Origin of the sequence: Nocardioides sp. NPDC127503 (genome assembly GCF_040302165.1) — a bacterium.
GTDB lineage: Bacteria > Actinomycetota > Actinomycetes > Propionibacteriales > Nocardioidaceae > Nocardioides.
Genome location: NZ_JBEORH010000011.1, coordinates 105,580 through 131,576, shown reverse-complemented (window position 1 = coordinate 131,576; position 25,997 = coordinate 105,580). Strand labels below are relative to the sequence as shown.

The window sequence follows — 25,997 nt, the reverse complement described above, 5'->3', positions numbered from 1 at the left end:
CTCCGGTCCCCTGGCCGGGCCGGGGAGGGTCAGCGCGCCGATGATCGTGGTGATCGGCATCGCCAGGACGACCCCGATGCCCGCGGCCATCGTGGCGACGATCTCGCCGGCCATCTGCTCGGTCGTGAGCAGCGAGAAGAAGGTGCGGTCGTAGAGCTGGATCACCAGCAGCAGGGTCAGCGCGCTGCCGACGTAGGCGAACACGATCGTGTAGATCGTCGAGGCGACGTGGTCACGACCGATCCGCATCGCGCCCCGGAAGATGTCCCAGCGCGAGGTGGAAGGTCCGGCGGCACGCAGCTCCCACACCGCGGAGGCCTGGGTGATGGTGACGTCGTTGAGCGCGCCGAGGCCGGCGATGATCACCGCGGCGACCAGCAGGCTCTGCAGGTCGAGTGCGGCGTCGAGCGAGGAGAGCGTCTGACCGCTTTCCGAGCCCAGGCCGCTGAGCCGGCTCGCACCGATCGCGAAGGTGCCGATCAGCGCGGTGACCGCGACCCCGGCCAGGGTGCCAGCGAGCGCCACCGACGTACGCACCGAGAACCCGTGGGTCGTGTAGAGCACCACGTAGAGGATCAGCACCGAGGAGATAAGCGCGACCCACGCCGCGGGCTCGCCGGAGAGCAGCGCGGGCAGCAGGAACAGCCACACCACCGCCCCCGCGAACCCCAGGCCGAGCACCGCCATCAGCCCACGCATACGCGCGACAGCCACGACACAGACCACGAAGAGGCCGACCAGCAGGAGCAGCGGCGGTCCGCGCTTGACGTCGAAGAAGGCGTACGTCGCCTCCCCCTCCTTCTCGGTGCGGGACAGCTCCACCTCGTCGCCGGTCTCCAGCCCGGAGCGGGCCATCGGGGTCGAGATCTCCACCGCGACCTCGGTGCCGGTGTCGGGTCCGCTGGTCAGCGTCGCGGCGGCGGTGTTGCAGCCCTTGGGCGTGCCCTCGGCGCTGCACGGCTCGGCGACCGAGGTGACCTCGGCCGTCTCGAAGACGACGCCGTCGGCGACGAACTCCTGCGACCCCTGGAGCTTCTCGACCGCGGCGCGGTCGGGCCACCACAGGGCCACGCCGACGACGGTGATGACGGCGACGAGCACCAACGAGACGGTCAGCACCATCCGCGGCAGAGCCTCGACCTCCACCTCGGCGTCATGCCCACCGTGGGAGTGGCCGTGGGAGTGGGCCATCTTTTCTCAGCTCTCGACGTATTCGAGCGAGCGCAGGTTGCGATCCAGATGCCAGGAGAGGTACGCAGCGACCAACCCGCTCGCCTGCCTGCTGGTCCGGTCCTCGGCGGCGCCGACGGTATCCCAGTCACCTGAGAGCAGCGCACCGAGGTGGGCGAGCGTCTCGGGCGAGGGCGTCGCCGAGCCCGGCACTCGGCAGGTCGTGCACAGCGCGCCGCCCATGGACACGTTGAACCACCGGTGCGGACCCTCCAGCCCGCAGCGCGCGCAGGCCTCGAAGCTCGGCGCGTAGCCAGCGACAGCCAGCGAGCGGAGCAGGTAGGAGTCGAGGACGTGACGGGGAAGCCGGTCGCCCTGGGCGAGCACCCGCAGCCCGCCGACGAGCAGCAGATACTGCTGCGGCGCCGGCTCGCCCTCCTCGTGGACCAGCCGGTCGGCGGTCTCGAGCATCGCGGTGCCAGCGGTGTAGCGGTCGTAGTCCAGCCCGATCCCGGCGTGGAACAGGGTGAGCGTCTCGGCCTGGGTGATCGTGTCGAGGTTGCGCCCCTCGGCGAACTGCAGGTCGACGTGGGTGAAGGGCTCCAGCCGCGACCCCCATCGCGAGGTCGTACGCCGCACGCCCTTCGCCACCGCACGCACCCGTCCGTGGTGGCGGGTGAGCATGGTGATGATGCGATCGGCCTCACCCAGCTTGTGGGTGCGAAGCACGATGGCCTCGTCGCGATAGAGGGGCACGGTCCCCATTCTGCAGCACGCGCCTGGCCATCGGGTGCCGCCCGGTCCGCGTCGGCGAGAAACCAGATATTCCGGCGAGAAACCAGATGTAATCCCGCCATGACCAGGGACAGCCCTCGGTCCACCTTCGCCGTGGCCGACGTACGGATTCGAAGGCTGACCTTTGACCAGCTCAGCCTGTTCACCATGCTCTGGGCAGGACAGGGTCTGATCCAGCTCCTCACCTATGAGTACTTTCCCCGCGACGCCCTGTTCGGTCTGCTTCTGGTGGCAACGCTCGCGGCGATCGTCCTTCCCAACCGCACCCTGGCGCTCGCGACGATGGTCGTGCTCAACCTGGCCTATTCCTGGGCACACATGCCCTATCAGGTCAATCATCATCTGCTCGAGGACTGCATCAATCTGATCCTGCTCGGCGCGTTGGTCATCGCGTGGATGCGACGCAGACGCGGTCGAGCCGACATCGGCATCCGCTCGGCGACGTACGAAGCCTTCGCGGGTCCGGCCCGCGGTGCCGTGGTCGTCATGTACGTGTGGTCGGGGATCGCGAAGGCCAACACCGACTTCTTCGACCCGATGGTGGGTTGCGCAACCACGCTGCTCGGCACTGCCCTCCATGCCGAGCAGAACAGCGCGATCGTGGCGTGGCTCGCGACTCCGGTCACGGCCGGCACCTTGGTCACCGAGATCGGCTTGGGGCTGCTGCTCGCCTTCCGCAGAACGCGGTTCCTCGCCATTCCGATCGGGCTGTTGTTCCACCTCTCGCTTGCGGTGGTCCCGATCGCGGCGATCCAGGCGTTCAGCTACGCCGCCGTCGCAACGTACGTCCTGTTCCTCAGCCCCGAGGTTGCCACCGCAGCCAGCGACCTGGTCGGCAACAGCCTTCGTCGGCTACGACGCCACGTGGTCGCAACCGTCGCGAGCGGTGCGGTGGCGGTCAGTGTCCTGGTGGTCGCCGTGACGCTCGCATCCAGGACCATCGGGAACGACGATGCCTTCACCTATGCCCGGGTGAGCTTGTGGTTCCTCGGCCTCGTGGTTCTCATCGTCGTCTACTTCCGGTCCATGCTCACGGTCGTACGCCGCGACGGGCCGCGTGCCATAGCCGTCTCTGATCCGCTGTTCACCGGATCGCCCGTGCTGTGGGTCGTGACCTTGCTCGTCCTGGTGAACGGCAGCCTCCCCTACCTCGGTTTCAAGACGCAGACATCGTTCACGATGTTCAGCAACCTCTGGACCGAGGACGGCCGGACGAACCATTGGTTCATCAGCCCGGCCATCCAGATCGGCGACTATCAGGGCGACCTGGTCAAGATCATCGAGACCGATGACCCCGAGCTCGCCGAGGTCGCTGACGCCGAGCACTCGTTGACCCGGTTCGAGTTCGAGCGGATTTTGAGCGAGAAGGGCGACATATCCGTGGAGTGCAGCTGTTATGGGCAGATCCGTCGCATCGAGAAGGTCGATGGAGAGTTCATCGGATATGAACCCCACTTCTCCTACACCCCGTTCTTGGGCAAGGTGATGTCGTTTCGCTCGGTCCCGGACGGCAAGGTCGCCTGCACCCAGTGACCACGCTGCCGACCTCACGTCGCAGCCACACGATGGCAACGACGCGTGTGGGTGACCGTGATCGGTCGGCTCGTCTCCTATCGTGCGGGTCATGAGCTCAACAGGCACGGATCGGGGCGTCGACCGCCGCCATGACGACCGCCAGCCGGGTGCCGTGCGGACGCCGCCGGTCACGGTGGTCGACTGGCTGATGCTGGTGCTCGCGATCATCTCGGTCGTTCTGCTGGTCTGGATCACCTTCTGGGACGTGCCCTCGGTCTGGGAACGCCGGGTGATCGTCGCCGACTACGTGATCTGCGGGATCTTCTTCGTCGAGTTCTGCTTCCGGTGGCGCAGGTCCGGGCTGGGCTGGAAGTTCCTGGCGCTCTACTGGTACGAGATCCTCGGCATGATCCCGCTCTCGGACCCGGCCTTCCGTGCCTTCCGGCTGCTGCGGGTGGTCGTCATCTTCCTGCGGCTGATGCGCGCAGCCGACCGTGCCTTCGGAGACCGCGTCTCGGCGTACGTCGTGGGGAGGTTCTCCGGGTCGATCGTCGACGCGATCCGCAAGCCGATCACGGTCGCGGTGCTCGATGAGGTGATCGCGGTGATCCAGACCGGCAACTACACCCGGCACATCTCCAGCGCGATCGAGGAGAACCGCGCCGAGATCGACAACCTCATCATCGACCTCATCCGTCAGGACCAGGCGGCCGGGAAGCTGAGGTACCTCCCCTTCCACGACGACGTCGTCCGTCTCGTGGCTGACACCGTGCTGCGTCTGGTCGACGAGGGCCTGGCCGATCCTCGTGTCCACGAGATCATCTCCGACGCCATCCGCGAGTCCGCGAAGGAGCTGCGGGAGAACATCGGCTCGGACGAGCACGCCGCGGTCAAGCGGGATCAGGAGCGGTTCGGGAAGTAGGTCTCGATTTCTTTGCGAAACCCGTTGAAGTAGGTGTCACCGCAGTCCACCTGATCGGATTCAGGGCATGATTCGGCCATGAGCGCGACCTTCCCGACCAATCTCGGGCGGCTTCAACAGGTCCGCCACATCGGCGCAGGTGCGTTCGCCTCCGTGTGGCTCTACTACGACCCCGATCTCGACTCCCACGTCGCGGTCAAGGCGCTCTCCCCCGGCTGGGTGTCGAACCCGGAGATCCACAAGCGCTTCCTCCAGGAGGCGCGGCTGCTCCGCTCGGTCGACTCGCCCCATGTCGTCCGCGTCTACGACATCGGCCAGACGAGCACGGGCATCCCCTTCTTCGTGATGTCGTACGCCGACGGCGGCTCGGTCGCCGACCTGCTCAAGCGATCCCCGGGCGGCCTGGACGTGCACGAGGTCGCCGACATCGTCGCGCAGGCTGCCGACGGACTCATGGCGTTGAAGGCTCGCGGGGTGATCCACCGCGACATCAAGCCCGCCAACCTGCTGCTCACCTCCGAGACCTCCGGCGGCACGGCCGGCGCTCGCCGGGTGATGATCGCCGACCTCGGCGTCGCCCGCTCGCTCGACTCGCTCAACGAGGTCACCCGCGACATCGGCACCCCGTCCTACATGGCGCCCGAGCAGCTCGACCCGTCACTGCCGATCGACCACCGCGCCGACGTACGGGCCCTCGGCGCGGTCGCCTGGGCCCTGCTCGCCGGCCGCTCCCCCGCCCCCGCTCTCGGGCTCACCTCCCGAGTGCCCGAGGCCGGTTCCGTACGTCCCCTCCCGGCCCCGATCAGCCAGGCAATCTCCCGGGCGCTTGAGCCCCGGGCCGAGGACCGCTGGCCCGATGCGCGCTCGTTCGCCGACGGACTCCGCGGTGCGATCAAGGGCACTCGCGTCGCTCCCGGGCCGCAGCCCCACTCCGCGCCTCAGCCTCCGCCGCCCACCTCGCCGTGGCAGAAGTCGGCAGTCCCGCCGAGCGGACCGCCCAGCGGCCCGCCCAGCGGCCCGCCGACGGGCTCGCCCTTCGAGCAGCCCACGACGGTGCCGACCAGCATCGCGACGCAGCACCCGCCCAAGCGGAAACGCACCGGTCTCCTGGTCGGTGGCCTGGCCGCGGTCGTGGTCGCCGGGCTCATCGCCGGGCTGATCTTCTTCGTGACCAAGGGAGGAAGTCAGGTCCCCGAGGCCGGTGAGTGCCGCAATCTCGACTACGCCGCGGCCACCGAGTTCGTCGACGAGACGGAGCCTGTGGACTGCGCCGAGCCGCACACGCTCTACACCTTCCACGTCGCCACCGACGTGAAGACCTACAACGACAACGAGGCCGCCGGGGCGGCCTGCTTCACCCGGCTGGAGACCGGCCTCGGGCTGCATCCCGAGACGCTGGCCCGCACCGCCTACATCGTGAGCTGGTACTGGCCCTCCGAGGCCACCTGGAACGACGGCGACCGCTACGTCAGGTGCGACGTCGGGGTGACGGTCCAGAAGGCGCCGATGATCGACCTGCCCGAGGACCCGGTCCCGGACCCGTTCCCGACCGACCTGCGTGCCTGCATCGACAGCGAGATCGACAAGGTCGTCAGGTGCGGGACCACCCACGACTACATCGTCGTCGACACTTTTGAGATGACCGGCGACACCTACCCCGAGCAGAGCGAGACCAACGTCCAGGGGCTCGGCGGCTGTCCGTCGGAGGCGACGATGTTCAAGGCGCCGTTCCGGACCGCCTGGATGGCCGGCAGCCGCCTGGGTCTCTGCGCGAAGTACGACGTCGAGTCCTAGCGATTCCTAGGAGATCAATGGCGCCAGCCGCCTGACCGCCTCCCGGAGGCGGTCGGGGGTCGTCGCCGCGTAGCCGATCACCAGGCCCGGCGGACCGTCGCCCTCGCGGTGCCGGCTCAACGGATGGACGGCGATGCCCGCCTCGAGCGCTGCCGTGGCGAGTGCCGCGTCGTCGACTCCGTCGGGAAGCGTCGCCAGCACGTGCAGGCCGGCCGCGACGCCGCGGACCCGAACAGCCGGCAGATGCTCGGCGAGCGCCTCGAGCAGGGCGTCGCGCCGAGCCTTGTGCCGTTGCCGGACCAGTCTCAGGTGCCGCTCGAAGGCGCCCGAGGTGAGCATCCGCGCCAGGGTGATCTGGGGTAGCGCCGGGCTGGCCAGGTCGAGCCAGTAGCGCGCCTCGACCAGCTCCTCCTGCATGCCGGACGGGGCGACCAGCCAGCCGATCCGCATCGCGGGTGCGAGCGTCTTGGAGACGCTGCCGAGGTGGACGACCTGGTCGGGGGCGAGCACCTTCACGGCCGCGACCGGCGGCCGGTCGTAACGGTGCTCGGCGTCGTAGTCGTCCTCGATCACCAGCCGGTACGGCACCGCCCGGACCCACTCGACCAGCTCCCGGCGCCGCTGCGGGGAGAGCACGACCCCGGTCGGGAACTGGTGGGCGGGCGTGACCACGACGGCATCGACACCGCTCGCGTCGAGCGCCGCCACGTCCAGGCCGTCACCGTCCACCGGCACCGGGACCGTCGTCATCCCCCACCGCTGCAGGTGCACGCGGGCGCCGTAGGACCCCGGCTCCTCGAAGCCGACCGTGGTCCTGCCGCGCTCCTCCAGCCAGCGCGCCAGGAGGACGAGACCCTGGGCGACGCCGTTGACCACGAGGATGTCGTCGGGCGTGACCGTGAGGCCGCGGGTGCGGCCCAGCCAGACCGCGAGCGCCTCCCGCAGCGCCGGTACGCCGCGCGGGTCGCCGTAGCCGAGGTCGACGCTGCCGATCTCGGCGATCACCTCCCGCGACGCCTTGGCCCACGCCGCCCGTGGAAAGGCCGAGAGGTCGGGCACTCCCGGGGAGAGGTCCAGATCGGGCGTCGGCAGCCGGGTGGCGGCTCCGAGGCGGCGTACGGCTCCGGGGACCGCGCTCACCCGCGTGCCGCCGCCGCTGCGCGCCGAGAGCAGTCCCTCGTCGGTGAGCCGTTGGTACGCCTCGACCACCACCCCGCGCGAGACGCCGAGCTGGGTGGCGAGGGTGCGCGACGCCGGCACCCGGGCACCGACCGCGAGCCGGCCATCGGCGACCGCGTCGCGCAGCGCACCGGTGAGCCAGGCCGCCAGGCCGCCAGCCGGAACGCCGGCCGGGTCCAGCTGGAGGAAGTCCGCTCCGGTCACTTGGTCCACTTTGCCACGTCTTGTTTGGATCTGTTCGCCAGACCAAGTTCGGGCGAACCTCGTAGACATGACCACCGAAGCCCTCCCCCACCCCGACACCGCCGGCGGAGCCGCACCGCACCGCGGCACCCTGCTCGGCATCGTCTTCGCCGCCGCCGGGATGATCTGCGTCGGCAGCAGCGTCGCCGTCTCCGCAGCGATCACCGACGCCCCGCTCTTCACCCTGCAGAGCGTCCGGTACGCCCTCGCCGCCCTCCTCCTGCTCGCCGTCGCGCGGGTCACCGGCTGGCGGGTGCCGCGGCCGCGCGGTCGCGAGTGGCTCTGGCTGGCCGGAGTGGCGACCGCGGGCCTGGTGCTCTTCAACGTCGGCGTGGTCCGCGGCGTCGCCCACGCCGAGCCGGCGGTGATCGGCGTAGCCGTCGCCGCCGTCCCGATGCTGCTGGCGATCGTCCCGGCGATCGCGACCCGCACCCTCCCGGCTCGCACCGTGATCATCGGGGCGATGGTCGTGACCGCGGGGGCGGTCGTGGTCGAAGGCTTCGGGAGGACCGATGCGGCCGGGATCGGCTATGCGCTCCTGGTGCTGGTCTGCGAGGCGGGCTTCACGCTCTTGGCGGTGCCCGTCCTCCCCCGCCTGGGAGCCTTCGGCGTCTCGTTCCACTCGGTGTGGATGGCCACCGCCGGCATGGCCGTCATCGGTGTCGCGACCGAGGGACCGGCCGCCGTCACCACCCTCGACACCGTCGACCTGCTCGCGGCGCTCCACCTGGCCGCGGTCGTCACCACGCTCGCGTTCCTGCTCTGGTTCACCGCGGTCAGGCGCCTCGGCTCCGGGCGCGCCGGCCTGCTGACCGGCGTCGTGCCCGTGTCCGCGGCCGCCCTCGGCGTACCCCTCAACGGCATCGTGCCCGGCCCGATGGTGTGGGTGGGCACCGCGGTGGTCGCTCTGGGCCTGGTGATCGGGCTGCGCGGGTCGCCGCTGCGGGGTCGCCCCCGCAGCGGCGCCGACGTCAGCCGCGCGGGATCGTGACCGCCTGGGCGCGGTTGGCCGCGCAGACGACGGCCCGCAGGGAAGCGGTGACGATGTTCTCGTGGATGCCGATGCCCCAGACGATCTCGCCGGCGATCTCACACTCGACGTACGCAGCCGCGGCCGCGTCGCCGCCGGCGGAGAGTGCGTGCTCGGCGTAGTCGAGGACCCGGATCTCGGCGCCGGCCTCCTTCAGCGCGTCGACGAAGGCGGCCACGGGGCCGTTGCCGACGCCCTTGTAGGTGCGCTCCTCGCCACGGACCCGCAGGTCGACGATCTGCTCGTCGCCACCCTCGGCGTCGGTCACCGAGGACCAGCTCTCCAAGGCGTACGGCTCCTCGCGGGCGAGGTACTCGGCGGAGAAGATCGACCAGATCTCCTCGGGGCTGACCTCGCCACCCTCGGAGTCGGTGTGCTGCTGGACCACGCGGCTGAACTCGATCTGCGCACGACGCGGCAGGTCCAGGGAGTGCTCGGTCTTGAGCAGGTAGGCCACGCCGCCCTTGCCGGACTGGCTGTTGACCCGGATGACGGCCTCGTAGGTGCGACCGACGTCCTTGGGGTCGATGGGCAGGTAGGGCGCCTCCCACGGGATCTCGCTGGTCGGCTTGCCGGCCTCGGCGGCGATCCGGTCGAGGTCCTCCAGGCCCTTCTTGATGGCGTCCTGGTGGGAGCCGGAGAAGGCGGTGTAGACCAGGTCGCCCGCGTAGGGGTGGCGCGGGTGGACGTTGATGTTGGTGACGTACTCGACCGTACGGCGGATCTCGTCGATGCCGCCGCCGACCGTGAAGTCGATCTGCGGGTCGATGCCCTGGGAGAAGAGGTTCATGCCCAGGGTGACCAGGTCGACGTTGCCGGTGCGCTCACCGTGACCGAACAGGCAGCCCTCCACGCGGTCGGCGCCGGCCATCAGGCCGAGCTCGGTGGCCGCGACCGCGGTGCCGCGGTCGTTGTGCGGGTGGAGGCTGATGGCGGAGTGCTCGCGGCGGGTCAGGCCCCGGCCGAAGTACTCGATCTGGTCGGCGTAGGTGTTCGGAGTGGACATCTCCACGGTGGCGGGCAGGTTGAGGATGATCTCCCGGCCGGCCTCCGGCTGCCACACGTCCGAGACCCGCTCACAGACCTCGAGCGCGTAGTCGGTGTCGGTCTGGGTGAAGATCTCCGGGCTGTACTGGTAGCCGAAGTCCTCGGTGCCGATCAGCTCGGGGACGTGCTCCTCGGCGTACTTCATCACCATCTCGGTGCCGCGCACCGCGATCCCGATGCACTCCGCCGGGGTCACGTTGAACACGACCCGGCGGAACAGCTCCGCGGTGGCGTTGTAGAGGTGGATCGTGGCGCGCGGAGCGCCGGCGATCGACTCGGCGGTGCGCGAGATCAGGTCCTCGCGAGCCTGGGTCAGGACCGAGATCTGTACGTCATCGGGGATCCGGTCGTCCTCGATCAGCTTGCGCACGAAGTCGAAGTCGGTCTGCGAGGCAGACGGGAAGCCGACCTCGATCTCCTTGTAGCCCATCGCGACCAGCAGCTCGAACATCCGCAGCTTGCGGGCCGGCGTCATCGGGTCGATCAGGGCCTGGTTGCCGTCACGCAGATCGGTGGAGAGCCAGCGCGGAGCGTTGGTGATCTTCTTCGCCGGCCAGGTGCGGTCGGGTACGTCGACGGGCACGAACGCGCGATAGCGCTGGTGCGGCATCCCCGACGGCTTCTGCTGGTTGCGGGAGTTGCTCAGGTTGGTCATGCGGATTCCTCATCAGATGGAAGCGAGTGCCGGCGCACGTCAAACCTCCGCAGCGAGGGAGTCCGGCTTCTCAGACCCCGCTGCGGCAGCTAAGGAGGAGGCTGCGCATCATGACTCGGTAACAATAACAGAACAGAACTGGCAGACTGGCCGGGCAGGCGATTGAGCCTCAACACTGAGACGCAGAAGTGACGACGAAGGGGAGGAATGGGCGTGGCCCAACTGGAAGAGCTCACGGTCGAGGAGTCCTGGCGGCTCGCGACGGACACCCAGGTCTCCCGGATCGGCTGGACTGGCCCGCGCGGCCCGGTGGTGCTACCGGTCAACCACGTCGTGCACGAGGAAGCGCTCTGGATCCGCACCTCGGCCCACTCCTCGATGGCCGAGCAGATCGACGAGAGCGCCGTCGCGCTGCTGGTCGACGATCTCGCCCCCGACACCCACGTGGGATTGTCGGCGCTGTTCAAGGGACGCGCGGAGATCCTCTACCGCGACGACCAGATCCCCGACCTGGTCAGGGACCTTCACCCCTGGCCGGCCGGCGCTCGTCCGTTGTGGGTGCGGCTGCGCCCCAAGGAGGTCACCGGCCGTCGTCTGGTCGCTGACGGCTGATGCCTCGCCTGCTCGTCGTCCACCACTCCCCCACCCGGTCGCTGCAGCGCCTGACAGATGCAGTCGTCTCCGGCGCCAACGACCCGGAGATCGAGGGCGTCGAGGTCGTCGTACGTCCCGCGCTGGAGGCGACGGCCGAGGATGTCCTGGCCGCCGACGGCTACGTACTCGGCACGACTGCCAACTTCGGCTACATGTCGGGCGCGCTGAAGCACTTCTTCGACTCGATCTTCCTGGACGTGGGCGGCGCGCTCGACCCCTCCGGCGGAGCCGGACCAGGAGACGGGACAGCGGCCGGTGCCACCGCCAAACGTCCCTATGGCTTCTATGTCCACGGCCGCTACGACACCACCGGCGCGATCCGCTCGGTGCAGTCGATCGTCGGCGCCCTCGGGTGGGCCCAGTCCTACGACATCCTCGACGTCCTGGGAGACGTCGAGGACGCGCATGTCGAGGCGGCGTACGAGCTGGGAGCCACGCTGGCCGCCGTCCTCGACTGATTGTGCTTTCGGTCTGCTCATGGATTCGCAAGTAGAGTCGATCCCCGTGATCGGCCATACCCCCAGACGTACGACATCTTTGTCGCTCCTGATCGTGGTGCTCGCCGTCCTCGCGCTCAGCGGGTGCGGCGGTGATCGGGCGGCTGCCAAGGGCGAGGACCCGAAGCAGGTGGACTCGACCGCGGTTCCCGAGGTCGGCAAGTGCCGCAACCTCACCCACGAGGATGTCTCCGAGGCCTACAACTTCGACAAGTACGTCCCCTGCGACGAGCCGCACAACGCCGAGACCTTCGGTGCCGGACCGCTCCCGGACGAGTTCAAGGACGCCGAGTACGGCGACGAGAAGGTCAACGAGTGGGCCTTCAGCCAGTGCCGCAAGCTGCTGGAGAAGTACGTCGGCTCCGACCAGAGCCTCTTGATGCGATCCATGCTCTCCCACGTCTACTTCGGACCCTCGGAGAAGGCCTGGGAGGAGGGCGCGCGCTGGATCCGTTGCGACGTGGTCGGCGGTGGCCAGCAGGGCGCCGAGTACGTCGACCTGCCGACCACCACCCGCGACCTGCTCAAGGTCAAGAAGGTCGAGGACGTCGAGGACCGCTGGATGGTGTGCGCCGAGGGCAAGAGCGTCGCCTCTCCGAAGGTGCCCTGCTCGGAGCCGCACCAGATGCGCGCGGTGACGACCATCAAGCTGGGCGAGGCCAAGACGAAGTTCCTCGGTGTCGCGGAGTCCAAGAAGAAGGCCTCGCAGTACTGCAAGGGCTCGGTCCAGGCCTGGTTGGGTTACCCGGAAAGCTTCGACTACGGGTACACATGGTTTGGAGAGAAGGAGTGGAACGCCGGCAATCGCTGGGCGGTCTGCTGGGCGGTGACCGAGGAGTGAGCATGCGAGACACGCTGAAGCGGAGCCCGAAGCGATCGGCGCCGTTGTGGGGAGCTCTCGTCGTCGTGGGGGCCCTGGCTCTCGCGGGTTGTGGTGGCGGCGAGCCGAAGTCGGCTCCGTCGCCCTCGTCGGCGCCTCCGTCCGCCTCCGCCTCTGCGGCACCGTCCCCGAAGGAGGGGGCCTGCTACAACCTCACCTACGACGAGGCGCTCGCCCCGACCGCCGGCGGCACCGCGGTCACCTGCAAGGGCAAGCACACCACCCAGACGTACGCCGTGGGCCGGCTGAGGAACGTCGTCGACGGCCACCTCGTCGCTGTCGACTCTGAGCAGGTCGCGGCCCAGGTCGCCGAGGCGTGCCCCAACAAGGTCACCAAGTACCTCGGTGGCGACGCCGACGACCTGCGCCTCTCGATGCTGCGCCCGGTCTGGTTCACCCCGACGATCAAGGAGTCCGAGGCCGGCGCCAACTGGTTCCGCTGCGACGTCATCGGCATCGCCGGCCCCAAGGCCCTGATGACCCTCAAGGGCAACATGAAGGGCGTCCTGGGCGACTCCAAGACCGCCGAGCCTTTCCGGATGTGCGGCACGGCCTCGCCGAAGTCCGAATCCTTCAAGCGCGTCCCGTGCTCCATCAAGCACAGCTGGCGCGCCCTGTCGGTCATCGACCTCGGCTCCGGGAAGTACCCCGGCGAGGCGAAGGTCAACAGCGCCGGCGCCGAAGACTGCAAGGCCGCTGCCGCCGAGGTCGCCGACGACCCGCTCAAGTACGAGTGGTCCTGGGAGTTCCCCAGCGCCGAGCAGTGGCAGGGCGGTCAGTCGTACGGGATCTGCTGGGCGCCGAGCTAGGGCGGTTGGAATACCCGGTTAACCGGGTATCCCTGCACTTCTCAGGCATTGCAACACCCGAGAAGTGCAGGAAACACCGGAGCGCTGTGACCGGTGAGACGCCCGGGACTAGAACCCGAGCTTGCGGAGCTGCCGCGGGTCGCGCTGCCAGTCCTTGGCGATCTTGACGTGCAGGTCGAGGTAGACCGGCATGCCGAGCAGCTCCTTGATCTGCAGGCGCGCGCGCTGACCGACGTCCTTGAGCCGTGAGCCCTTGTGGCCGATCACGATGCCCTTCTGGGAGTCGCGCTCGACGTAGAGGAAGGCGTGGATGTCCATCAGCGGCTTGTCCTCCGCGCGGTCCTCACGCAGCCGCATCTCCTCGACGACGACGGCGATGGAGTGCGGGAGCTCGTCGCGTACGCCTTCCAGGGCCGCCTCGCGGATGAGCTCGGCGATGATGATCTCCTCGGGGGAGTCGGTGAGCTCGCCGTCGGGGTAGAGCGGCGGTCCCTCGGGGAGGAGCTTGATCATCAGGTCGGCGAGCAGGTCGATCTGGTCGCCGCCGACGCTGGAGACCGGGACGATCTCGGCCCACTCGATGCCGAGCTCGACCCCGAGGGTCTGGATCGACATCAGGTGCTCGCCGATCTGCTCGGGGGTGGCGAGGTCGGTCTTGGTGGCGATCGCGACCCGCTTGATGCCCTTCTTGAGCTTGTTGGCGTTCTCCGCGATCCGGCGGTCACCGGGGCCGATCTTCTCGTTGCACGGGAAGCAGATCGCGACCACGTCTACCTCGGTCCAGGTGGCCTCGACCAGGTCGTTGAGCCGCTCGCCGAGCAGCGTACGCGGCCGGTGGATGCCCGGAGTGTCGACCAGGATCAGCTGGCCGTCGGGCCGGTGAACGATGCCCTTGACGACGGTGCGGGTCGTCTGCGGCTTGTCGGAGGTGATCGCCACCTTGGTGCCGACCAGCGCGTTGGTCAGGGTCGACTTGCCCGCGTTGGGGCGTCCGACGAACGACACGAAGCCGCTCCGGAAAGCTGGCTCGGTCACTGTTGCTGCTCCTGTTGCTCGTCGTATCGCTGCCAGATCTGCTCATCGGTGAGCCCCTGGGCCTTGCCCTCACGCCACACCGGTCCGGGATCGACCGAGCGCGGTTGCCGTTTCTGGCCGCCACCGCGCCAGTAGCCCATCACGTCGTAGGCATGGGAGTCGAGCTTCCGCTCGCGCATCAGATGCTTGCGGATCGCCCGCATCTGGCTCGATTCGCCGGCCATCCAGAAGTAGCCGTCGCCCGCGGGCCACTCGATCTTCTCCACGGCCGCCGCCAGGTCGGAGGAGGTCTCCGACGGCGGGACGGACCAGGTGACCTCGGCGGTGTCGGGCAGATAGCCGGGAAGGTCGTCGGGCACCTCGGCCCAGATCCGCGTCGGCAGCGTGGTGGTCTCGGCGATCCGCGCCATGGCCGGCATCGCGGTCAGGTCGCCGACCAGCAGCAGCCACTGCGCGCCGTCGGGCGCGGCGTAGGAGCCCTTGGGCTCGGTGATCGTGACCGTCTGCCCCACGGGGTCGGTACGCGTGGCCCACTCGGTCACCAGACCGACGTCGTGGACGACGACGTCGAGGGTCAGCTCGCCACCCTGCCACGACCGGACGGTGTAGTAGCGCGACTGGAACTGCCCCGGGACGATCAGCCCGACCCACTCGTCCGGGATCCCGGTGGACTCGAACCCGGCCAGGCCGGGACCGCCGAGCACCAGGCGTACGAGGTGGGGCGTGATCTGCTCGCGCCGCAGCACCTCCGCGGCGTACTGCTGGGCCTTGACACTCATCGCCTCAAGGTTATCCGCGCAGACGCGGCCCACCCGCATCAGCGGCGCACTCACTCGTGGCTGATGGCGAGCAGAGCCTCCCGGGTCGCGTCATCGGCCGGGAACATCGCCTCCACCGCGATCTCGTCGACCGTCACGTCGCGAGGCGCGCCGATCACGGAGAGGACGTAGAGGAAGGAGAGGTCGCCGAGGCTCGTACGCAGCAACAACGGCAGCACCGGCAGGGCACCGTCACTCGCCGTGACCGCCGGCACCTCCACGTCGGCCCCGACCGGCGCCGGATAGCCCGCCACCTCCTCGAGGAGCTCGACCAAGCCCTCGGCCGCGGTGCGGTCGAGCTGCCGGCGGATACGGCCTACGACGTGGGCTCGCCACTGGGAGTAGTTGCGCACCTGCGACGCCAGACCGTCGGGATGCAGAGTCGCGCGCAGCATGTTGAGCCGCGGCTGCCGCAGCGCGTCCGACAGCGGAGCCAGGAAGAGCTCCATGGGCCGGTTGGTCGCCACCATGTCCCAGCGGACGTCGACCGCACAGGCCGGATAGGGCTCGTGGGCGGTGAGCACCGCCTCGACCGCCGACCTGGCGACCCCGAGATCGTCGAGCGGCCGCTCCTGGTAGACGGGCGCGAACCCCGCCGCGAGATAGAGCCTGTTGCGCTCGCGCAGCGGCACCTCGAGCTCCTCGCAGAGCCGCTCGATCATCGTCCGGCTCGGACCCGACCGGCCCGTCTCGATGAAGCTGAGATGGCGGGCCGACACGTCGGCCGCGATCGCCACCTCGAGCTGCGAGCGACGGCGCCGCTCGCGCCAGTCACGAAGCAGGTCTCCGACGCTCAGCTGGGCCGTTGTCATGCACCCAGGCTGCCGGGCGCAGCGCCGCCCGGCAACTACCCGAGAGGTAATCGACAGGGCTCGCCCAGAGGGGCGATCGTCATGGCCATGACCACTGAAACGACACCTATCTCACCTGCTGCCACGGCCGAGGCGTACGTCTCGTTCTGGAACCTCTCCGCCGACGACCAGCGCATCCTCGGCGAAGCCCTGTTCACCACGGACGTCGCCCGCTCCACCCCGATCGGCGAGTCCACCGGCCTGGAGCCGCTGATCGCCTTCACCCGCCAGTTCACCGAGGGCGTCGGCGACTACACGTTCCTGGCCCGCACCGAGCCCGATGCGCACCACGGGCACGTCCGGGTGCGCTGGGAGATCCGCAAAGAGGAGGGCTCGTTCGCCGAGGGTACGGACGTCCTCGATCTGGACGAGTCCGGACGGATCGCGGCGATCACCGCGTTCATCGATCGCGCCCCCGACGGGTTCGATCCCGAGGCACACCACGAGGAGGCCTGACGTGTTCCTGATCGAGATCGCCGCTCCCGCCGACGCACTCACCGATGGCGACCGCGCGACGCTGACGAGGGCGGTGACGGGACTCCTCAACGAGAGCGCCAGCGCGCCCGAGGAGACGATGACTCGAGGCAGGGCGATCACCCATATCGCCTTCCGGGAGCTGGCCGGGTGGACGACCGGGGACGGGGCTTGGAGCCCGCCGCCCCCGCCGCCCCTGGTCATCACGGCCACCGTTCCCGAGGCATGGCGCGAGGAGATGTCTCGCCCCTTGTCCGGCGCCATCCGTGCCGGCGTACGCAAGGTCGACCGCGACCACGGCTGGACCAGGCCGGCCGGGCACCTCTGGATCAACCTGGTCGGCATCGCGGACGGCAGCATCGGGCTCAACGGCCGACCGGTGACGGCGGACGAGCTGACGAGCTGGATGACCGAGGAGTTCCGCGCGAAGCAGAGCGCGGGCGAGGTCGACCTCCCTGAGGGCGTCGTCATCGATCCGATGTGCGGCATGCACGTCACCCTCGGCCCCGGAGCGATCACGTTGGAGCACGGCGGAGAGACCCTGGGCTTCTGCGCGGCGTCCTGCCGACGCGCCTACGCCAAGGAGCACGGTCTCCCGGTCCCAGCCTGATCAGGCGGGGCCACCACCCAGCCCGACCTCGTTGCCGTCAGGGTCGCGGAAGATGGTCTTGCGGACCCCGTTGTCGTACGTCTCCTGCGACTCCGGCCGCAGGCCGCGGTCGGCGATCGCGGCGAGACGGGCGTCCAGGTCGTCGACGAAGAGGGTGACGAACCCGCTCCCGGCGAGAGCGGGTTTCACCTCGATGTAGACGTACCCGTGCTCGACCACCTCGAAGACGGCCTCGACGTCGTTGGGGTAGAAGGCCGGCGGGCCGCCGAGCAGCGCCTCGTACCAGCGGGCCGCTCGCGCCAGGTCCGCGACCGGAAGTCCGGCGAACAGGTCGGTCATTAGAACCTCCAGCGGGTCGCACCGTAGGGCTCGACGGTCGCGACCGCGTGGGCGGAGGTGGCATCGATCCGATGCACATGCCAGGGTGCCGGTCCCGCGCTCTGCGCGTTGAACGGCGCGGTGACGGCCTCGCCCGACTCGTCGACCTCGGCCGGCCAGCCCTCGTCGTCGTGGTAGTGCTTGGCCACGCGCTCGAGCTCGTCGCCGAGGACCCGCGTCACGCGGCCCTCCACGACCAGGTCGAACTCACGCACCGAGAGCGACAGCGCGCAGCGGGGATCGCGGGCGAGGTTGCGGCCGCGCCGGGTCCCCGGGCCGGTGACCAGGTAGAAGCTGCCGTCGAGCCAGACCGCGCCGACGGCGTTCACGTGCGGACCGTCGTCGGCGTTGATCGTGCTCACCCAGGTCGTGTAGCGCCCGGGCTCGCCCTCCTGCGACCCCGGGCCCTGGTTGAAGCCCTGGTCGAGGCGAGCGGTGACCTCCTCCCAGGACATGGGCGGAGCGTCGTACATCTCGGCGAGGTTGTGAGTCTCCATGGCGGTGTCTCCTTCGACTGGTTCAGGACTCTTCACCTGTTCCACGAAGGAGTCACCGCCATTTCGACAGTTGCCGCGATCTCGATCTAGAAGGTGTGCCGCAGCGGGTAGCCGGAGAGCCCGTCCACCGTCTTGGTGGCGAGCACGTGGTGGAGCTGGATGTTGTTGCGCTCGAAGCCGATCCGGGAACCGGCCATGTAGATGCCCCAGACCTTCGCGGTGCCGAGGCCGACCTCGTTGACGCAGGCGTCCCAGTTGTCGCGGAGGTTGTCGTTCCACGCCGTGAGGGTCTTGGCGTAGTGGACCCGGATGTTCTCGTGGTGCTGTACCTCGAGGCCGGTGTTCTCGATCGCGGACACGATGGTGCCCGAGCCGATCAGCTCGCCGTCGGGGAAGACGTAGCGGTCGATGAAGGCCCCCGCGTTCGCCTTCGAGATGTTGTCGGGACGGGTGATGCAGTGGTTGAGCAGCCGGCCCCCATCGCGCAGCTTGCTCTTGATGAAGCCGAAGTAGGCCGGGTAGTTGGCCACGCCGATGTGCTCGGTGAGCCCGATGGAGCTGACCGCGTCGAAGTCCCCCTCGACCACGTCGCGGTAGTCGGAGAAGCGCACCTCGGCGACGTCGTCGAGACGATCGGCCTTGATCGCCTTCTGGGCCCAGTTGGCCTGCTCGCGCGAGAGGGTGACACCGAGCGCCTTGACGCCGTAGTGCTGGGCCGCGTGGCGCACCATCCCGCCCCAGCCGCAGCCGATGTCGAGCAGCCGCATCCCGGGCTCGAGCCCGAGCTTGCGGCAGATCAGGTCGTACTTGGCCGCCTGCGCCTCCTCGAGCGTGGCGTCATCGGTCGGGTAGAGCGCGCAGGTGTAGGTCATGGACGGGCCGAGGACGTACTCATAGAAGGTGTTGGAGACGTCGTAGTGGTGGTGGATCGCGTCGGCATCCCGCTCGGGCGAGTGCCGCGTCCACGGCAGCGCGCTGATCGCGCGACCGGAGAGGTGGCGTACGTTCTCGGCTCGCTGCCGCCACGCGGGCAGGTGCTCCTGCGGCGGTGGCTTGGGCGGGACGAAGTTCTTCGCCCCGAGCGCGCGCACCATGTCGACCGTCTCCCGAGGACTGGGCCGTTTGAAGTCGGTCTTGTCCAGGATCAGGTCCAGGAGCGGGTAGGGGTCGCCCGGATGGATGCCGTGCAGGGCCATGTCGCCGCTGACGTAGGCACGTGCCAGACCCAGATCGCCCGGCGCGGTCAGCAGGAACGCGAGCCCGCGCGGGTTGAGGATCTCCATCCCGAAGGGAGAGTCCGTGTCGCCGGCGACACTGCCGTCGTACGCGGTGAGCTTGATCGGCAGCCCACCGTCGAAGAGTTCGTTGATGGTCTCTGCAATATGGTTCACAGTCTCTTCACCGCCTTGCTGTACAGATCGGTCAACCGGTTGCCGGGGTCATACCTCGCCTTCACGGCAGCGAGGTTGTCCCCGTCATAGAGAGCGTCGAAGACATCCTTGTCATAGAACGCCTCGGAGTAGAGCGATTTATGCCCGCCGAGCTCGTGGACCTGTGTCTCGATCGCACGGTTCTTGGGAGCGTTGACGGCTCCGGGGCCGACATGGACCGTGCCCCAGAAGCCGACGTTGACGTACGTCCGGCCCGCCTCGAGCGGGTAGGTCGGCCATTTCCCTCCTGTGTTCGTCCCCTGGGAGACCAGCGGACACAGCCACACCGGCCGCATCCCGATCTCGGCGTCGAACCACTCCAGAAAGGCCGGAAGGTTCTCGACCGGGACCTCGATGTCCTGGATCACCCGTTCCCGCAGAAGCCGTCCGGCACGCGCGTCGAGCTTGTCGGCGATACCGAACCTCCGGTCCAGGCCGACCAGCTTCATGTAGACGTCCGAGCGCCGCAGCCGGCGCGGCCAGACCCTGCGGAGGTACTTGTTCTGCGCGCCGAAGGCGCCCGAGCACCAGAACCAGTCGGTGTCCCAGCGCCACAGGTAGTCGTAGGTCGTCAGCACATCGGTCTCACGCTCTTGGATCGAGCGGTAGTAGATCTGCTGGCCGCCGTAGTCGCTGGGGGTCTGCGTGGCCTTGTCGGTCCAGGTCGCGAGGGTCAGGTAGTACTCCCCCGGCTCGAACGCGACACCGTCGAGCCCGTCGACCCGCTCCCCCTCGTACGTCCTGGTCTCGGTGATCTGCGTGATCGTCTTCGTGAGCAGGCCGAGGTCGTCGAAGCGTACGTGCCGCAGCGCGACGTAGCCCGGCACCTTCTCCAGCTTGATCTTGAGCCTGGTGGCGTAGCCGAGCGAGCCGTAGGAGTTGGGGAAGGTGTCGAAGAGGTCGTCCCCGGGGCGCGTCGTGACGATCTCGCCCGCCCCGGTCAGGATGTCCATCTCCAGCACCGACTCGTGCGGCATCCCGTTGCGGAACGAGGTGGCCTCGATGCCCATCCCGGTCACCGCGCCACCGAGCGTGATCGTGCGCAGCTGCGGGACGACGTACGGGATCATCCCGTACGCCAAGGTGGCGTCGACGAGATCCTCGTAGGTGCACATCCCCTGTACGTCGGCAGTGCCCGCCGCGGCATCGACCTCGATCACGCCACTCAGGCCGGAGACGTCGAGTCCGGGGGCGTCGGTCGCCGCCCGGGCCCGGAAGAGGTTTGTGGTGCGTTTGGCCAGCCTGACGGGAGCGCCGTCAGGAATCTCCTGGTAGGAGGTCGTCAGCCGCTCGACGGCCTCGGTGTGTCGTTGCCAACCAGTCTCACCCGTCACTCCACGCACTTTACTCGCGCCCTGGGATCTCGGGTTTCGATTTTCACGTTCGTTCGCTTACAGTCACAAGCGCCGACTGCTCCCGTCGAGCGCCCCCAATCTCGTGCACCCTGGAGGGTCCCCATGTCCAGTGCTGCCCATCGTGACGCTGTGTCAACGCTCGCCGAGAAGGCAACCCCCTACTTCACCGAGAACCAGGTCAAGTGGCGCAACAAGTCCGTTTCCCAGGCCCGGCTCGCGCTGGCGATCGACCAGATCGTCGTGCACATGCGTGAGAAGGGCGTCGACATGGCGACCATGAACGGCCTCACCGCCTACCGGGACGAGGACGGGATCCACGTCACGATCGAGCTGGGCACCCTTCCGCTCCTCGCCGAGTCCGGCGGGGCAGGCGGCGGCACCGGCGGCCACCGAGCCGCTCGCTGAGCAGCCCGAAGGCGCTCAGCGGAGGTTGCCGCGCGGATCGCCGACGAGGACCGGGACGTCCTCGCCCGCGAACTCCTTGACGATCGAGAGGTCGTTGGCAGAGGCCTCCTCGGCCTCGCCGAGCACGACCACGGCCTCGAGGCCCTTGGAGCCGGAGGCCACCGCCATCGCCACACAGACGCCGATCGCGGAGACCTGGAGCGAGGGCAGGTCCACGGTGGCGGCGGCGTAGGTGCGGCCGTCGAGGTCGCGTACGGCTGCTCCTTCGGCCGCCCCGGTGCGGGCACGCGTCGCGCGCGCCAGGGTCACCAGCTTGCGGTCCTCCGCGGAGGGCTCACTCTGCTCGGGCATGGGCCTCTTTCTTCCTGTCCGACTTCTCGCGCTGCTCGTCCTCGTCGTCGGCTTCGGTCTCGGCCGGGACGACGACGCTGATGCGTACGGTACCGATCTTGTTACGCCGGCCGGCAGCCTCCTCGGCCACGAAGCAGAGCCCGTGGGCCTCGACCTCGGTCCCGGGGATCGGCACGAGGCCGAGATGCTTGGCCATCAGACCGCGTACGGAGTCGACGTCGTCCTCCTCCACGGGGAGGCCGATGAGCTCCTCGAGGTCGCTGACCAGGAAGCGCGAGGGCACCCGCCAGGAGCCGTCGCCGAGGTGGAGCGGCTCGCGGTCCTCGATGTCGTACTCGTCGGTGATCTCGCCGACGATCTCCTCGAGGATGTCCTCGATGGTGATCAGGCCGGCGGTGCCGCCGTACTCGTCGACGACGACCGCGATGTGCTGGCGGTGCTGCTGCATCTCGGCCAGCAGCTCGTCGACCGGCTTGGAGTCGGGGACCCAGGTCGGCTTGCGCATCAGTGACTCGACCCGCTGGGTGGTCTCGACCTCCGGCGCCTCGAAGTCCCGCGCGACGACGTCCTTGAGGTAGACCATCCCGATGATGTCGTCGAGGCTGTCGTCGATCACCGGCATCCGGGAGTAGCCCGAGCGCAGGAACAGCGACAGCGCCTGGCGCAGGGTCTTGCGGCGCTCCAGGAAGACGATGTCGCCGCGGGGCACCATCACCTCGCGGGCACGGGTGTCGCCAAGCTCGAAGACCGAGTGGATCATCCGGCGCTCGTCGGCCTCGATCAGGTCGGAGGCCTCGGCGATGTCGACCAGCTCGCGCAGCTCGGTCTCCGTCGAGAACGGGCCCTTGCGGAAGCCCTTGCCGGGGGTGAGCGCGTTACCGAGCATGATCAGCAGGCTCGGGATCGGGCCGAGGATGGCGGTGATGGCGCCGATCGGGCCGGCGACCGCGAGGGCGATGACCTCGTGGTGCTGACGCCCCAGGGTGCGAGGCCCGACGCCGATGACGACGAAGGAGACCACGGTCATCGTCCCGGTCGTGGTGAGCACGGTCGGCCACCAGCGCCCCTGATAGAGGTCGTACGCCCACAGCGCGACCAGCACCGTCGCGCCGATCTCGCACAGCATCCTGAGCAGCAGCACCGTGTTGCCGTAGCGGGCGGGGTCGCCGACCACCGCCACCAGGCGCTTGGCCCCGGCGCGACCCTCGGAGACCAGCTCCGCGGCCCGGGCGCGGGAGAAGGCGCTGAGCGCCGCGTCGGCGGCCGAGAAGATGCCGGCGATCAGGACCAGAACTGCGGCTGCGATCAGCAGCCTCGCATCGTCCATGGTTGGTGGTGGTGCTCCTACTCGGGTGCGGTGGCCGAGGAGCCCCAGGCGTTGAGCAGCTTGGCCTGCAGCCCGAACATCTCGGCGTGCTCGTCGGGGTCCACGTGGTCGTAGCCGAGCAGGTGGAGGATGCCGTGGGTGGTCAGCAGCTCGATCTCCGCGACCGTGCCGTGACCGGCTGCCTCACCCTGCTTGGCCGCGATCGTCGGGGCGATGATGATATCGCCCAGGTCGCCCTCCTCCGGCTCCTCGTCGAGGCGGCCGGGGAGCAGCTCGTCACCGGGGAAGGACAGCACGTCGGTCGGGCCCTCGGTGTCGAAGTAGCGCTCGTTGAGCTCGGTGATCGTGGCCTCGTCGCCGAACTTGATCCGGAGATCGGCCTGCGGGTGCACGCGAAGCTGCTCGAGCAGGAAACGAGCGAGCTTGGCGACGTGCTCGACGTCGATCTCCTGCTCGGACTCGTTGATGATCTCCGTGCTCATGCCGCCGCCTCCGTAGCGCAAGCGCAATCATACGGACGCGGCGGCCTGAGGCTTATGGCCGCTCGCTGGCGCTCGCTCATGCCCTGCTCTCTCCGGAGGCCCGTCCCTGGCTCTGCACGTCGTGCTCCTCATAGGCGGCGACGATCTTGGCGACCAGTCGGTGGCGTACGACGTCGTGGCTGGTCAGGTTGTTGAAGCTGATGTCCTTGACGTCGTCGAGGATGCCTTCCACGACCCGGAGCCCGGACTTCTGGCCGTTGGGCAGGTCGGTCTGGGTCACGTCACCTGTGACCACGATCTTCGAGCCGAAGCCGAGGCGGGTCAGGAACATCTTCATCTGCTCGGGCGTGGTGTTCTGCGCCTCGTCGAGGATGATGAAGGAGTCGTTCAGGCTTCGCCCACGGAGGAACGCGAGCGGGGCCACCTCGATGGTGCCCGAGGCCATCAGCTTGGGGATCAGCTCCGGGTCCATCATGTCGTGCAGCGCGTCGTAGAGCGGGCGCAGGTAGGGGTCGATCTTCTCGGTCAGGGTGCCGGGCAGGAAGCCGAGCTTCTCGCCGGCCTCGACCGCGGGACGGCTCAGGATGATCCGGGTGACCTGCTTGGTCTGCAGCGCCTGGACCGCCTTGGCGACCGCCAGGTAGGTCTTGCCGGTGCCGGCCGGGCCGATGCCGAAGGTGATCGTGTGCTTGTCGATCGCGTCGACATAGCGCTTCTGGTTGAGCGTCTTGGGACGGATGCTCCGACCGCGGTTGGAGAGGATGTTGAGGCTCAGCACGTCGGCCGGCTTCTCGGTGGTGTCGGCCTGGAGCATGCCGATCACGCGCTCAACGGTCTCGCCGCTGACGCCCTGGCCGGTGCGGATGATCTGGACCAGCTCCTCCAGGACCCGCTCGATCATCGCGATCTCGCTGGGGGCGCCGTGAAGGGTGATCCGGTTGCCGCGCACGTGCACGTCGGCGTCGAAGTGGGCCTCGATGATCCCGAGATACTCATCGGCCGGACCGAGGACGGTCACCATGTCGACGCTGTTCGGAACGACCACGGTGTGCTTGGTGGTCGCGGTTACCCCCGGGTCGGAGGTGTCGGTCGGAAGCGGACTTGGGTGTCGATCGGTCATGGATGCCCGGAGCGGGCCCTTTCTCGTCACGAGGCTGATGCGTCCATGGTACGCGGGCGCTAGGCCCCGCTCCTACTGGATAGTTCCGGCGTCAGCTCGCGAGCAGCGACTCGACGCGTACGGTCTCCTCGGCGAGCTCATCGCGCTCGTCCGGGGTGAGGTCGCGGAGCAGCTTGACCACCTCGACCTTGCCGTCGACGGGCTTCCAGAGACCGATGAGGTGGCCGCCGGCGATGATGACCGCGCCGCCACCGCCGATGCCCCACTCCTTCCGGGTCCCCTTGGCGGTGATCCGCTCGCGGTTGGCGTGCGAGAGCCACACGTTGTCGAACCTGCCCAGCAGCCGCACCGGGGCGTGCTCGTCGCCGGTGGCCAGCGGAGCGTCCGGGACGTCGTAGAGGGTCTTGCCGGCCTCGTCGCGGTAGGTCACCAGCCCCTCGATCCGCTTGATCACCGGGCCCAGGCGGGTCAGGGACGACCAGGTGGTGATGTCCGCGGCGGTCGCCGGCCCAAAGGCGAGCAGGTAGCGGCGTACGATCTCCGGCGCCAGCGTCGGGACGACATCGTCCACTTCCACCGGCGGCACGCCCGTCCAGCGCGGGAGCAGGTCGTAGACGAGCCCGCCCGAGCCCTTCCACAGGCCCCGCGGCGGCAGCTGGACCAGCGGCAGCTCGTTGCGCGCCCGCAGGCCGAGCGCCTTCGCCGGGACATCGGGGAAGTGCTCGACCAGACCGGCCTCGAGGGCCGCGTTGGGCAGGGCACCGAGAGCGAGTACGTCCTCGACCGCCTCCACGAAGCCCTCCAGCTGCGCCGCCGGGCGGACGATCTCGACCCGCTGCGTGTAGAAGTCGTGGACCGGCTGGGTCCAGGCCCTGATCAGCGCGGCATCGGCGGCGGTGTGCATGTGGATCGTCGACCGCAGCGAGGAGAGCCGGACCAGCGCGCTCGACTCGAGCTGGGCGCTGAGAGCGTAGGGGTCGAACGACTCCAGCCGGGCGGCCAGCGCGAAGAACGGCGGCGACGACTCCTGCGCCTGCAGGCCGACCAGATGCTCGATCATCTCGGCCGGGGTGAGCGAGGCCCGCGACAGCAGATGCTGGCGGAGCAGGAGGGTCCGGTTGAGCTGCCGTTCGGTGAGGATCACGGTAGCGATGATCTCCTACTCGACGGTGATCCGGGCGCCGACCTCCTCAGAAGGCTTCCCCTCGCCGTCGGAGGTGTCGTCGGTGCGGGCGATGAAGAGGTACGTCCCGGGCTCGAGCTCGGAGACGTCGACCGTGGTCTTCCACGGGTAGAGCTTGTCCACCCAGCCCTCCGCGGTCGCGTGACCTTCGAGCACGGTCTCACCGGAGCCGTTGCGGATCTCCCAGGGCACGTTGGCCTCGGGAGAGTTGGCCTTGCCCGAGGCCTCGAAGCTGTCCGAGACCGTCGCGCCCTCGGCCGGCTCCGCCAGCGTGATCAGGCCGGAGGTGCGTGGCAGCGTCGACGGCTCCTCGGACGGCTCTGCCGACACCTCTGGATCCTCGGCGACGGCGTTGTCGCTACCGCACCCACCAGCCAGTACGCCGCAGAGTGCAAGAGCGATGATGGCGCCAGCCGGACGCGTACGTGTGCTCCTCATGCGTCCATACTCACCCGGCACCTCCGAAGGAGGAACCCACCACGCCGAGCAGT

Annotated in this window: 27 protein-coding genes and 1 pseudogene; 11 read left to right on the top strand and 17 right to left on the bottom strand. The window is 68.9% G+C overall.

Going from position 1 to position 25,997, the window contains the following annotated elements; genetic code table 11:
- Positions 1 to 36: 36 nt before the first annotated feature.
- Both ABTW65_RS23430 and recO read right to left on the bottom strand, forming a co-directional pair.
- Positions 37 to 855: pseudogene (locus tag ABTW65_RS23430) on the bottom strand (YibE/F family protein); the annotation flags it as partial.
- Between the two features lie 342 nt (positions 856 to 1,197).
- Positions 1,198 to 1,926, bottom strand: a complete 729-nt coding sequence (gene recO, locus ABTW65_RS23425; RefSeq protein ID WP_350664603.1) for a DNA repair protein RecO — start codon at positions 1,924 to 1,926, stop codon at positions 1,198 to 1,200.
- A gap of 99 nt (positions 1,927 to 2,025) precedes the next feature.
- On the opposite strand from recO, the gene ABTW65_RS23420 reads away from it, so the two are divergent.
- The 3 genes from ABTW65_RS23420 (at position 2,026) to ABTW65_RS23410 (ending at position 6,196) form a co-directional block, all read left to right on the top strand.
- On the top strand, positions 2,026 to 3,498 hold the full coding sequence (locus ABTW65_RS23420) for an HTTM domain-containing protein (protein ID WP_350664601.1): 1,473 nt from the start codon (positions 2,026 to 2,028) through the stop codon (positions 3,496 to 3,498).
- A 91-nt stretch (positions 3,499 to 3,589) separates the two neighbouring features.
- Entirely contained in the window at positions 3,590 to 4,402 is an 813-nt protein-coding gene (locus tag ABTW65_RS23415; protein WP_350664598.1) for an ion transporter, read from the top strand.
- A gap of 78 nt (positions 4,403 to 4,480) precedes the next feature.
- On the top strand, positions 4,481 to 6,196 hold the full coding sequence (locus ABTW65_RS23410; RefSeq protein ID WP_350664596.1) for a serine/threonine-protein kinase: 1,716 nt from the start codon (positions 4,481 to 4,483) through the stop codon (positions 6,194 to 6,196).
- 6 nt (positions 6,197 to 6,202) lie between these two features.
- Here the strand turns inward: ABTW65_RS23410 and pdxR are convergent, their stop codons facing one another.
- Positions 6,203 to 7,579, bottom strand: coding sequence for a MocR-like pyridoxine biosynthesis transcription factor PdxR (pdxR, locus tag ABTW65_RS23405; RefSeq protein ID WP_350664595.1), 1,377 nt, complete (start codon positions 7,577 to 7,579; stop codon positions 6,203 to 6,205).
- Between the two features lie 67 nt (positions 7,580 to 7,646).
- On the opposite strand from pdxR, the gene ABTW65_RS23400 reads away from it, so the two are divergent.
- Positions 7,647 to 8,609, top strand: coding sequence for a DMT family transporter (locus ABTW65_RS23400; protein ID WP_350664593.1), 963 nt, complete (start codon positions 7,647 to 7,649; stop codon positions 8,607 to 8,609).
- Here ABTW65_RS23400 and leuA read toward each other — a convergent pair.
- Positions 8,590 to 10,350 carry a 2-isopropylmalate synthase gene (gene leuA, locus ABTW65_RS23395; RefSeq protein ID WP_350664591.1) on the bottom strand — a complete coding sequence of 587 codons (1,761 nt, stop codon included), beginning with the start codon at positions 10,348 to 10,350 and terminating at the stop codon, positions 8,590 to 8,592. The genes ABTW65_RS23400 and leuA overlap by 20 nt on opposite strands.
- A 207-nt stretch (positions 10,351 to 10,557) precedes the next feature.
- On the opposite strand from leuA, the gene ABTW65_RS23390 reads away from it, so the two are divergent.
- From ABTW65_RS23390 to ABTW65_RS23375, 4 genes are read left to right on the top strand one after another with little or no spacing between them, the layout of a single operon-like run.
- Complete coding sequence (locus ABTW65_RS23390; protein WP_350664589.1) at positions 10,558 to 10,962, top strand: pyridoxamine 5'-phosphate oxidase family protein; 405 nt, start codon at positions 10,558 to 10,560, stop codon at positions 10,960 to 10,962.
- Positions 10,962 to 11,462, top strand: coding sequence for a flavodoxin family protein (locus ABTW65_RS23385; protein ID WP_350664587.1), 501 nt, complete (start codon positions 10,962 to 10,964; stop codon positions 11,460 to 11,462). Before ABTW65_RS23390 ends, ABTW65_RS23385 begins: the two co-directional genes overlap by 1 nt.
- A 19-nt stretch (positions 11,463 to 11,481) precedes the next feature.
- Entirely contained in the window at positions 11,482 to 12,342 is an 861-nt protein-coding gene (locus ABTW65_RS23380) for a septum formation family protein (RefSeq protein ID WP_350664585.1), read from the top strand.
- Between the two features lie 2 nt (positions 12,343 to 12,344).
- Positions 12,345 to 13,190: a septum formation family protein gene (locus ABTW65_RS23375; protein WP_350664583.1), complete on the top strand. Its 846-nt coding sequence runs from the start codon at positions 12,345 to 12,347 to the stop codon at positions 13,188 to 13,190.
- Positions 13,191 to 13,298: 108 nt separating this feature from the next.
- On the opposite strand, the gene era is transcribed toward ABTW65_RS23375, so the two are convergent.
- The 3 genes from era to ABTW65_RS23360 are packed head-to-tail and all read right to left on the bottom strand — an operon-like array spanning position 13,299 to position 15,855.
- On the bottom strand, positions 13,299 to 14,225 hold the full coding sequence (gene era, locus ABTW65_RS23370; protein WP_350664581.1) for a GTPase Era: 927 nt from the start codon (positions 14,223 to 14,225) through the stop codon (positions 13,299 to 13,301).
- Positions 14,222 to 15,004, bottom strand: a complete 783-nt coding sequence (locus tag ABTW65_RS23365; RefSeq protein WP_350664579.1) for a siderophore-interacting protein — start codon at positions 15,002 to 15,004, stop codon at positions 14,222 to 14,224. Before ABTW65_RS23365 ends, era begins: the two co-directional genes overlap by 4 nt.
- 50 nt (positions 15,005 to 15,054) lie before the next feature.
- On the bottom strand, positions 15,055 to 15,855 hold the full coding sequence (locus ABTW65_RS23360) for a helix-turn-helix domain-containing protein (protein ID WP_350664577.1): 801 nt from the start codon (positions 15,853 to 15,855) through the stop codon (positions 15,055 to 15,057).
- Positions 15,856 to 15,942: 87 nt separating this feature from the next.
- Here ABTW65_RS23360 and ABTW65_RS23355 point away from each other — a divergent pair, with 87 nt between their 5' ends.
- The gene (locus ABTW65_RS23355; protein WP_350664575.1) at positions 15,943 to 16,350 is read left to right on the top strand and encodes an isomerase; all 408 of its coding nucleotides are present in this window, start codon (positions 15,943 to 15,945) and stop codon (positions 16,348 to 16,350) included.
- Between the two features lies 1 nt (position 16,351).
- Positions 16,352 to 16,978, top strand: a complete 627-nt coding sequence (locus ABTW65_RS23350) for a hypothetical protein (protein WP_350664573.1) — start codon at positions 16,352 to 16,354, stop codon at positions 16,976 to 16,978.
- Here ABTW65_RS23350 and ABTW65_RS23345 read toward each other — a convergent pair whose 3' ends face one another.
- The 4 genes from ABTW65_RS23345 to ABTW65_RS23330 form a co-directional block, all read right to left on the bottom strand.
- A complete protein-coding gene (locus ABTW65_RS23345) occupies positions 16,979 to 17,317 on the bottom strand; it encodes a VOC family protein (RefSeq protein ID WP_350664571.1) in 339 nt (112 codons plus the stop codon).
- Positions 17,317 to 17,853 (bottom strand): pyridoxamine 5'-phosphate oxidase family protein, encoded by a 537-nt coding sequence (locus tag ABTW65_RS23340; RefSeq protein WP_350664569.1) that lies wholly within the window; start codon positions 17,851 to 17,853, stop codon positions 17,317 to 17,319. Before ABTW65_RS23340 ends, ABTW65_RS23345 begins: the two co-directional genes overlap by 1 nt.
- A gap of 86 nt (positions 17,854 to 17,939) precedes the next feature.
- Positions 17,940 to 19,244 carry a class I SAM-dependent methyltransferase gene (locus ABTW65_RS23335; protein WP_350664567.1) on the bottom strand — a complete coding sequence of 435 codons (1,305 nt, stop codon included), beginning with the start codon at positions 19,242 to 19,244 and terminating at the stop codon, positions 17,940 to 17,942.
- Entirely contained in the window at positions 19,241 to 20,617 is a 1,377-nt protein-coding gene (locus ABTW65_RS23330; RefSeq protein WP_350664565.1) for an FAD-binding oxidoreductase, read from the bottom strand. Before ABTW65_RS23330 ends, ABTW65_RS23335 begins: the two co-directional genes overlap by 4 nt.
- A 150-nt stretch (positions 20,618 to 20,767) precedes the next feature.
- Here ABTW65_RS23330 and ABTW65_RS23325 point away from each other — a divergent pair, with 150 nt between their 5' ends.
- Entirely contained in the window at positions 20,768 to 21,043 is a 276-nt protein-coding gene (locus tag ABTW65_RS23325; RefSeq protein ID WP_350664563.1) for a hypothetical protein, read from the top strand.
- 15 nt (positions 21,044 to 21,058) lie between these two features.
- Here the strand turns inward: ABTW65_RS23325 and ABTW65_RS23320 are convergent, their stop codons facing one another.
- The 6 genes from ABTW65_RS23320 to ABTW65_RS23295 form a co-directional block, all read right to left on the bottom strand.
- A complete protein-coding gene (locus ABTW65_RS23320; protein WP_350664562.1) occupies positions 21,059 to 21,394 on the bottom strand; it encodes a cytidine deaminase-like protein in 336 nt (111 codons plus the stop codon).
- The gene (locus ABTW65_RS23315; RefSeq protein ID WP_350664560.1) at positions 21,378 to 22,721 is read right to left on the bottom strand and encodes a hemolysin family protein; all 1,344 of its coding nucleotides are present in this window, start codon (positions 22,719 to 22,721) and stop codon (positions 21,378 to 21,380) included. The genes ABTW65_RS23320 and ABTW65_RS23315 overlap by 17 nt, the downstream gene beginning before the upstream one ends.
- A gap of 17 nt (positions 22,722 to 22,738) precedes the next feature.
- Complete coding sequence (gene ybeY / locus ABTW65_RS23310; protein ID WP_350664558.1) at positions 22,739 to 23,203, bottom strand: rRNA maturation RNase YbeY; 465 nt, start codon at positions 23,201 to 23,203, stop codon at positions 22,739 to 22,741.
- 76 nt (positions 23,204 to 23,279) lie between these two features.
- Positions 23,280 to 24,323, bottom strand: a complete 1,044-nt coding sequence (locus tag ABTW65_RS23305; RefSeq protein WP_502890655.1) for a PhoH family protein — start codon at positions 24,321 to 24,323, stop codon at positions 23,280 to 23,282.
- Positions 24,324 to 24,414: 91 nt separating this feature from the next.
- Positions 24,415 to 25,467, bottom strand: a complete 1,053-nt coding sequence (locus ABTW65_RS23300; protein ID WP_350664556.1) for a winged helix DNA-binding domain-containing protein — start codon at positions 25,465 to 25,467, stop codon at positions 24,415 to 24,417.
- Between the two features lie 15 nt (positions 25,468 to 25,482).
- Complete coding sequence (locus tag ABTW65_RS23295; RefSeq protein ID WP_350664553.1) at positions 25,483 to 25,944, bottom strand: Gmad2 immunoglobulin-like domain-containing protein; 462 nt, start codon at positions 25,942 to 25,944, stop codon at positions 25,483 to 25,485.
- Positions 25,945 to 25,997 lie beyond the last annotated feature (53 nt).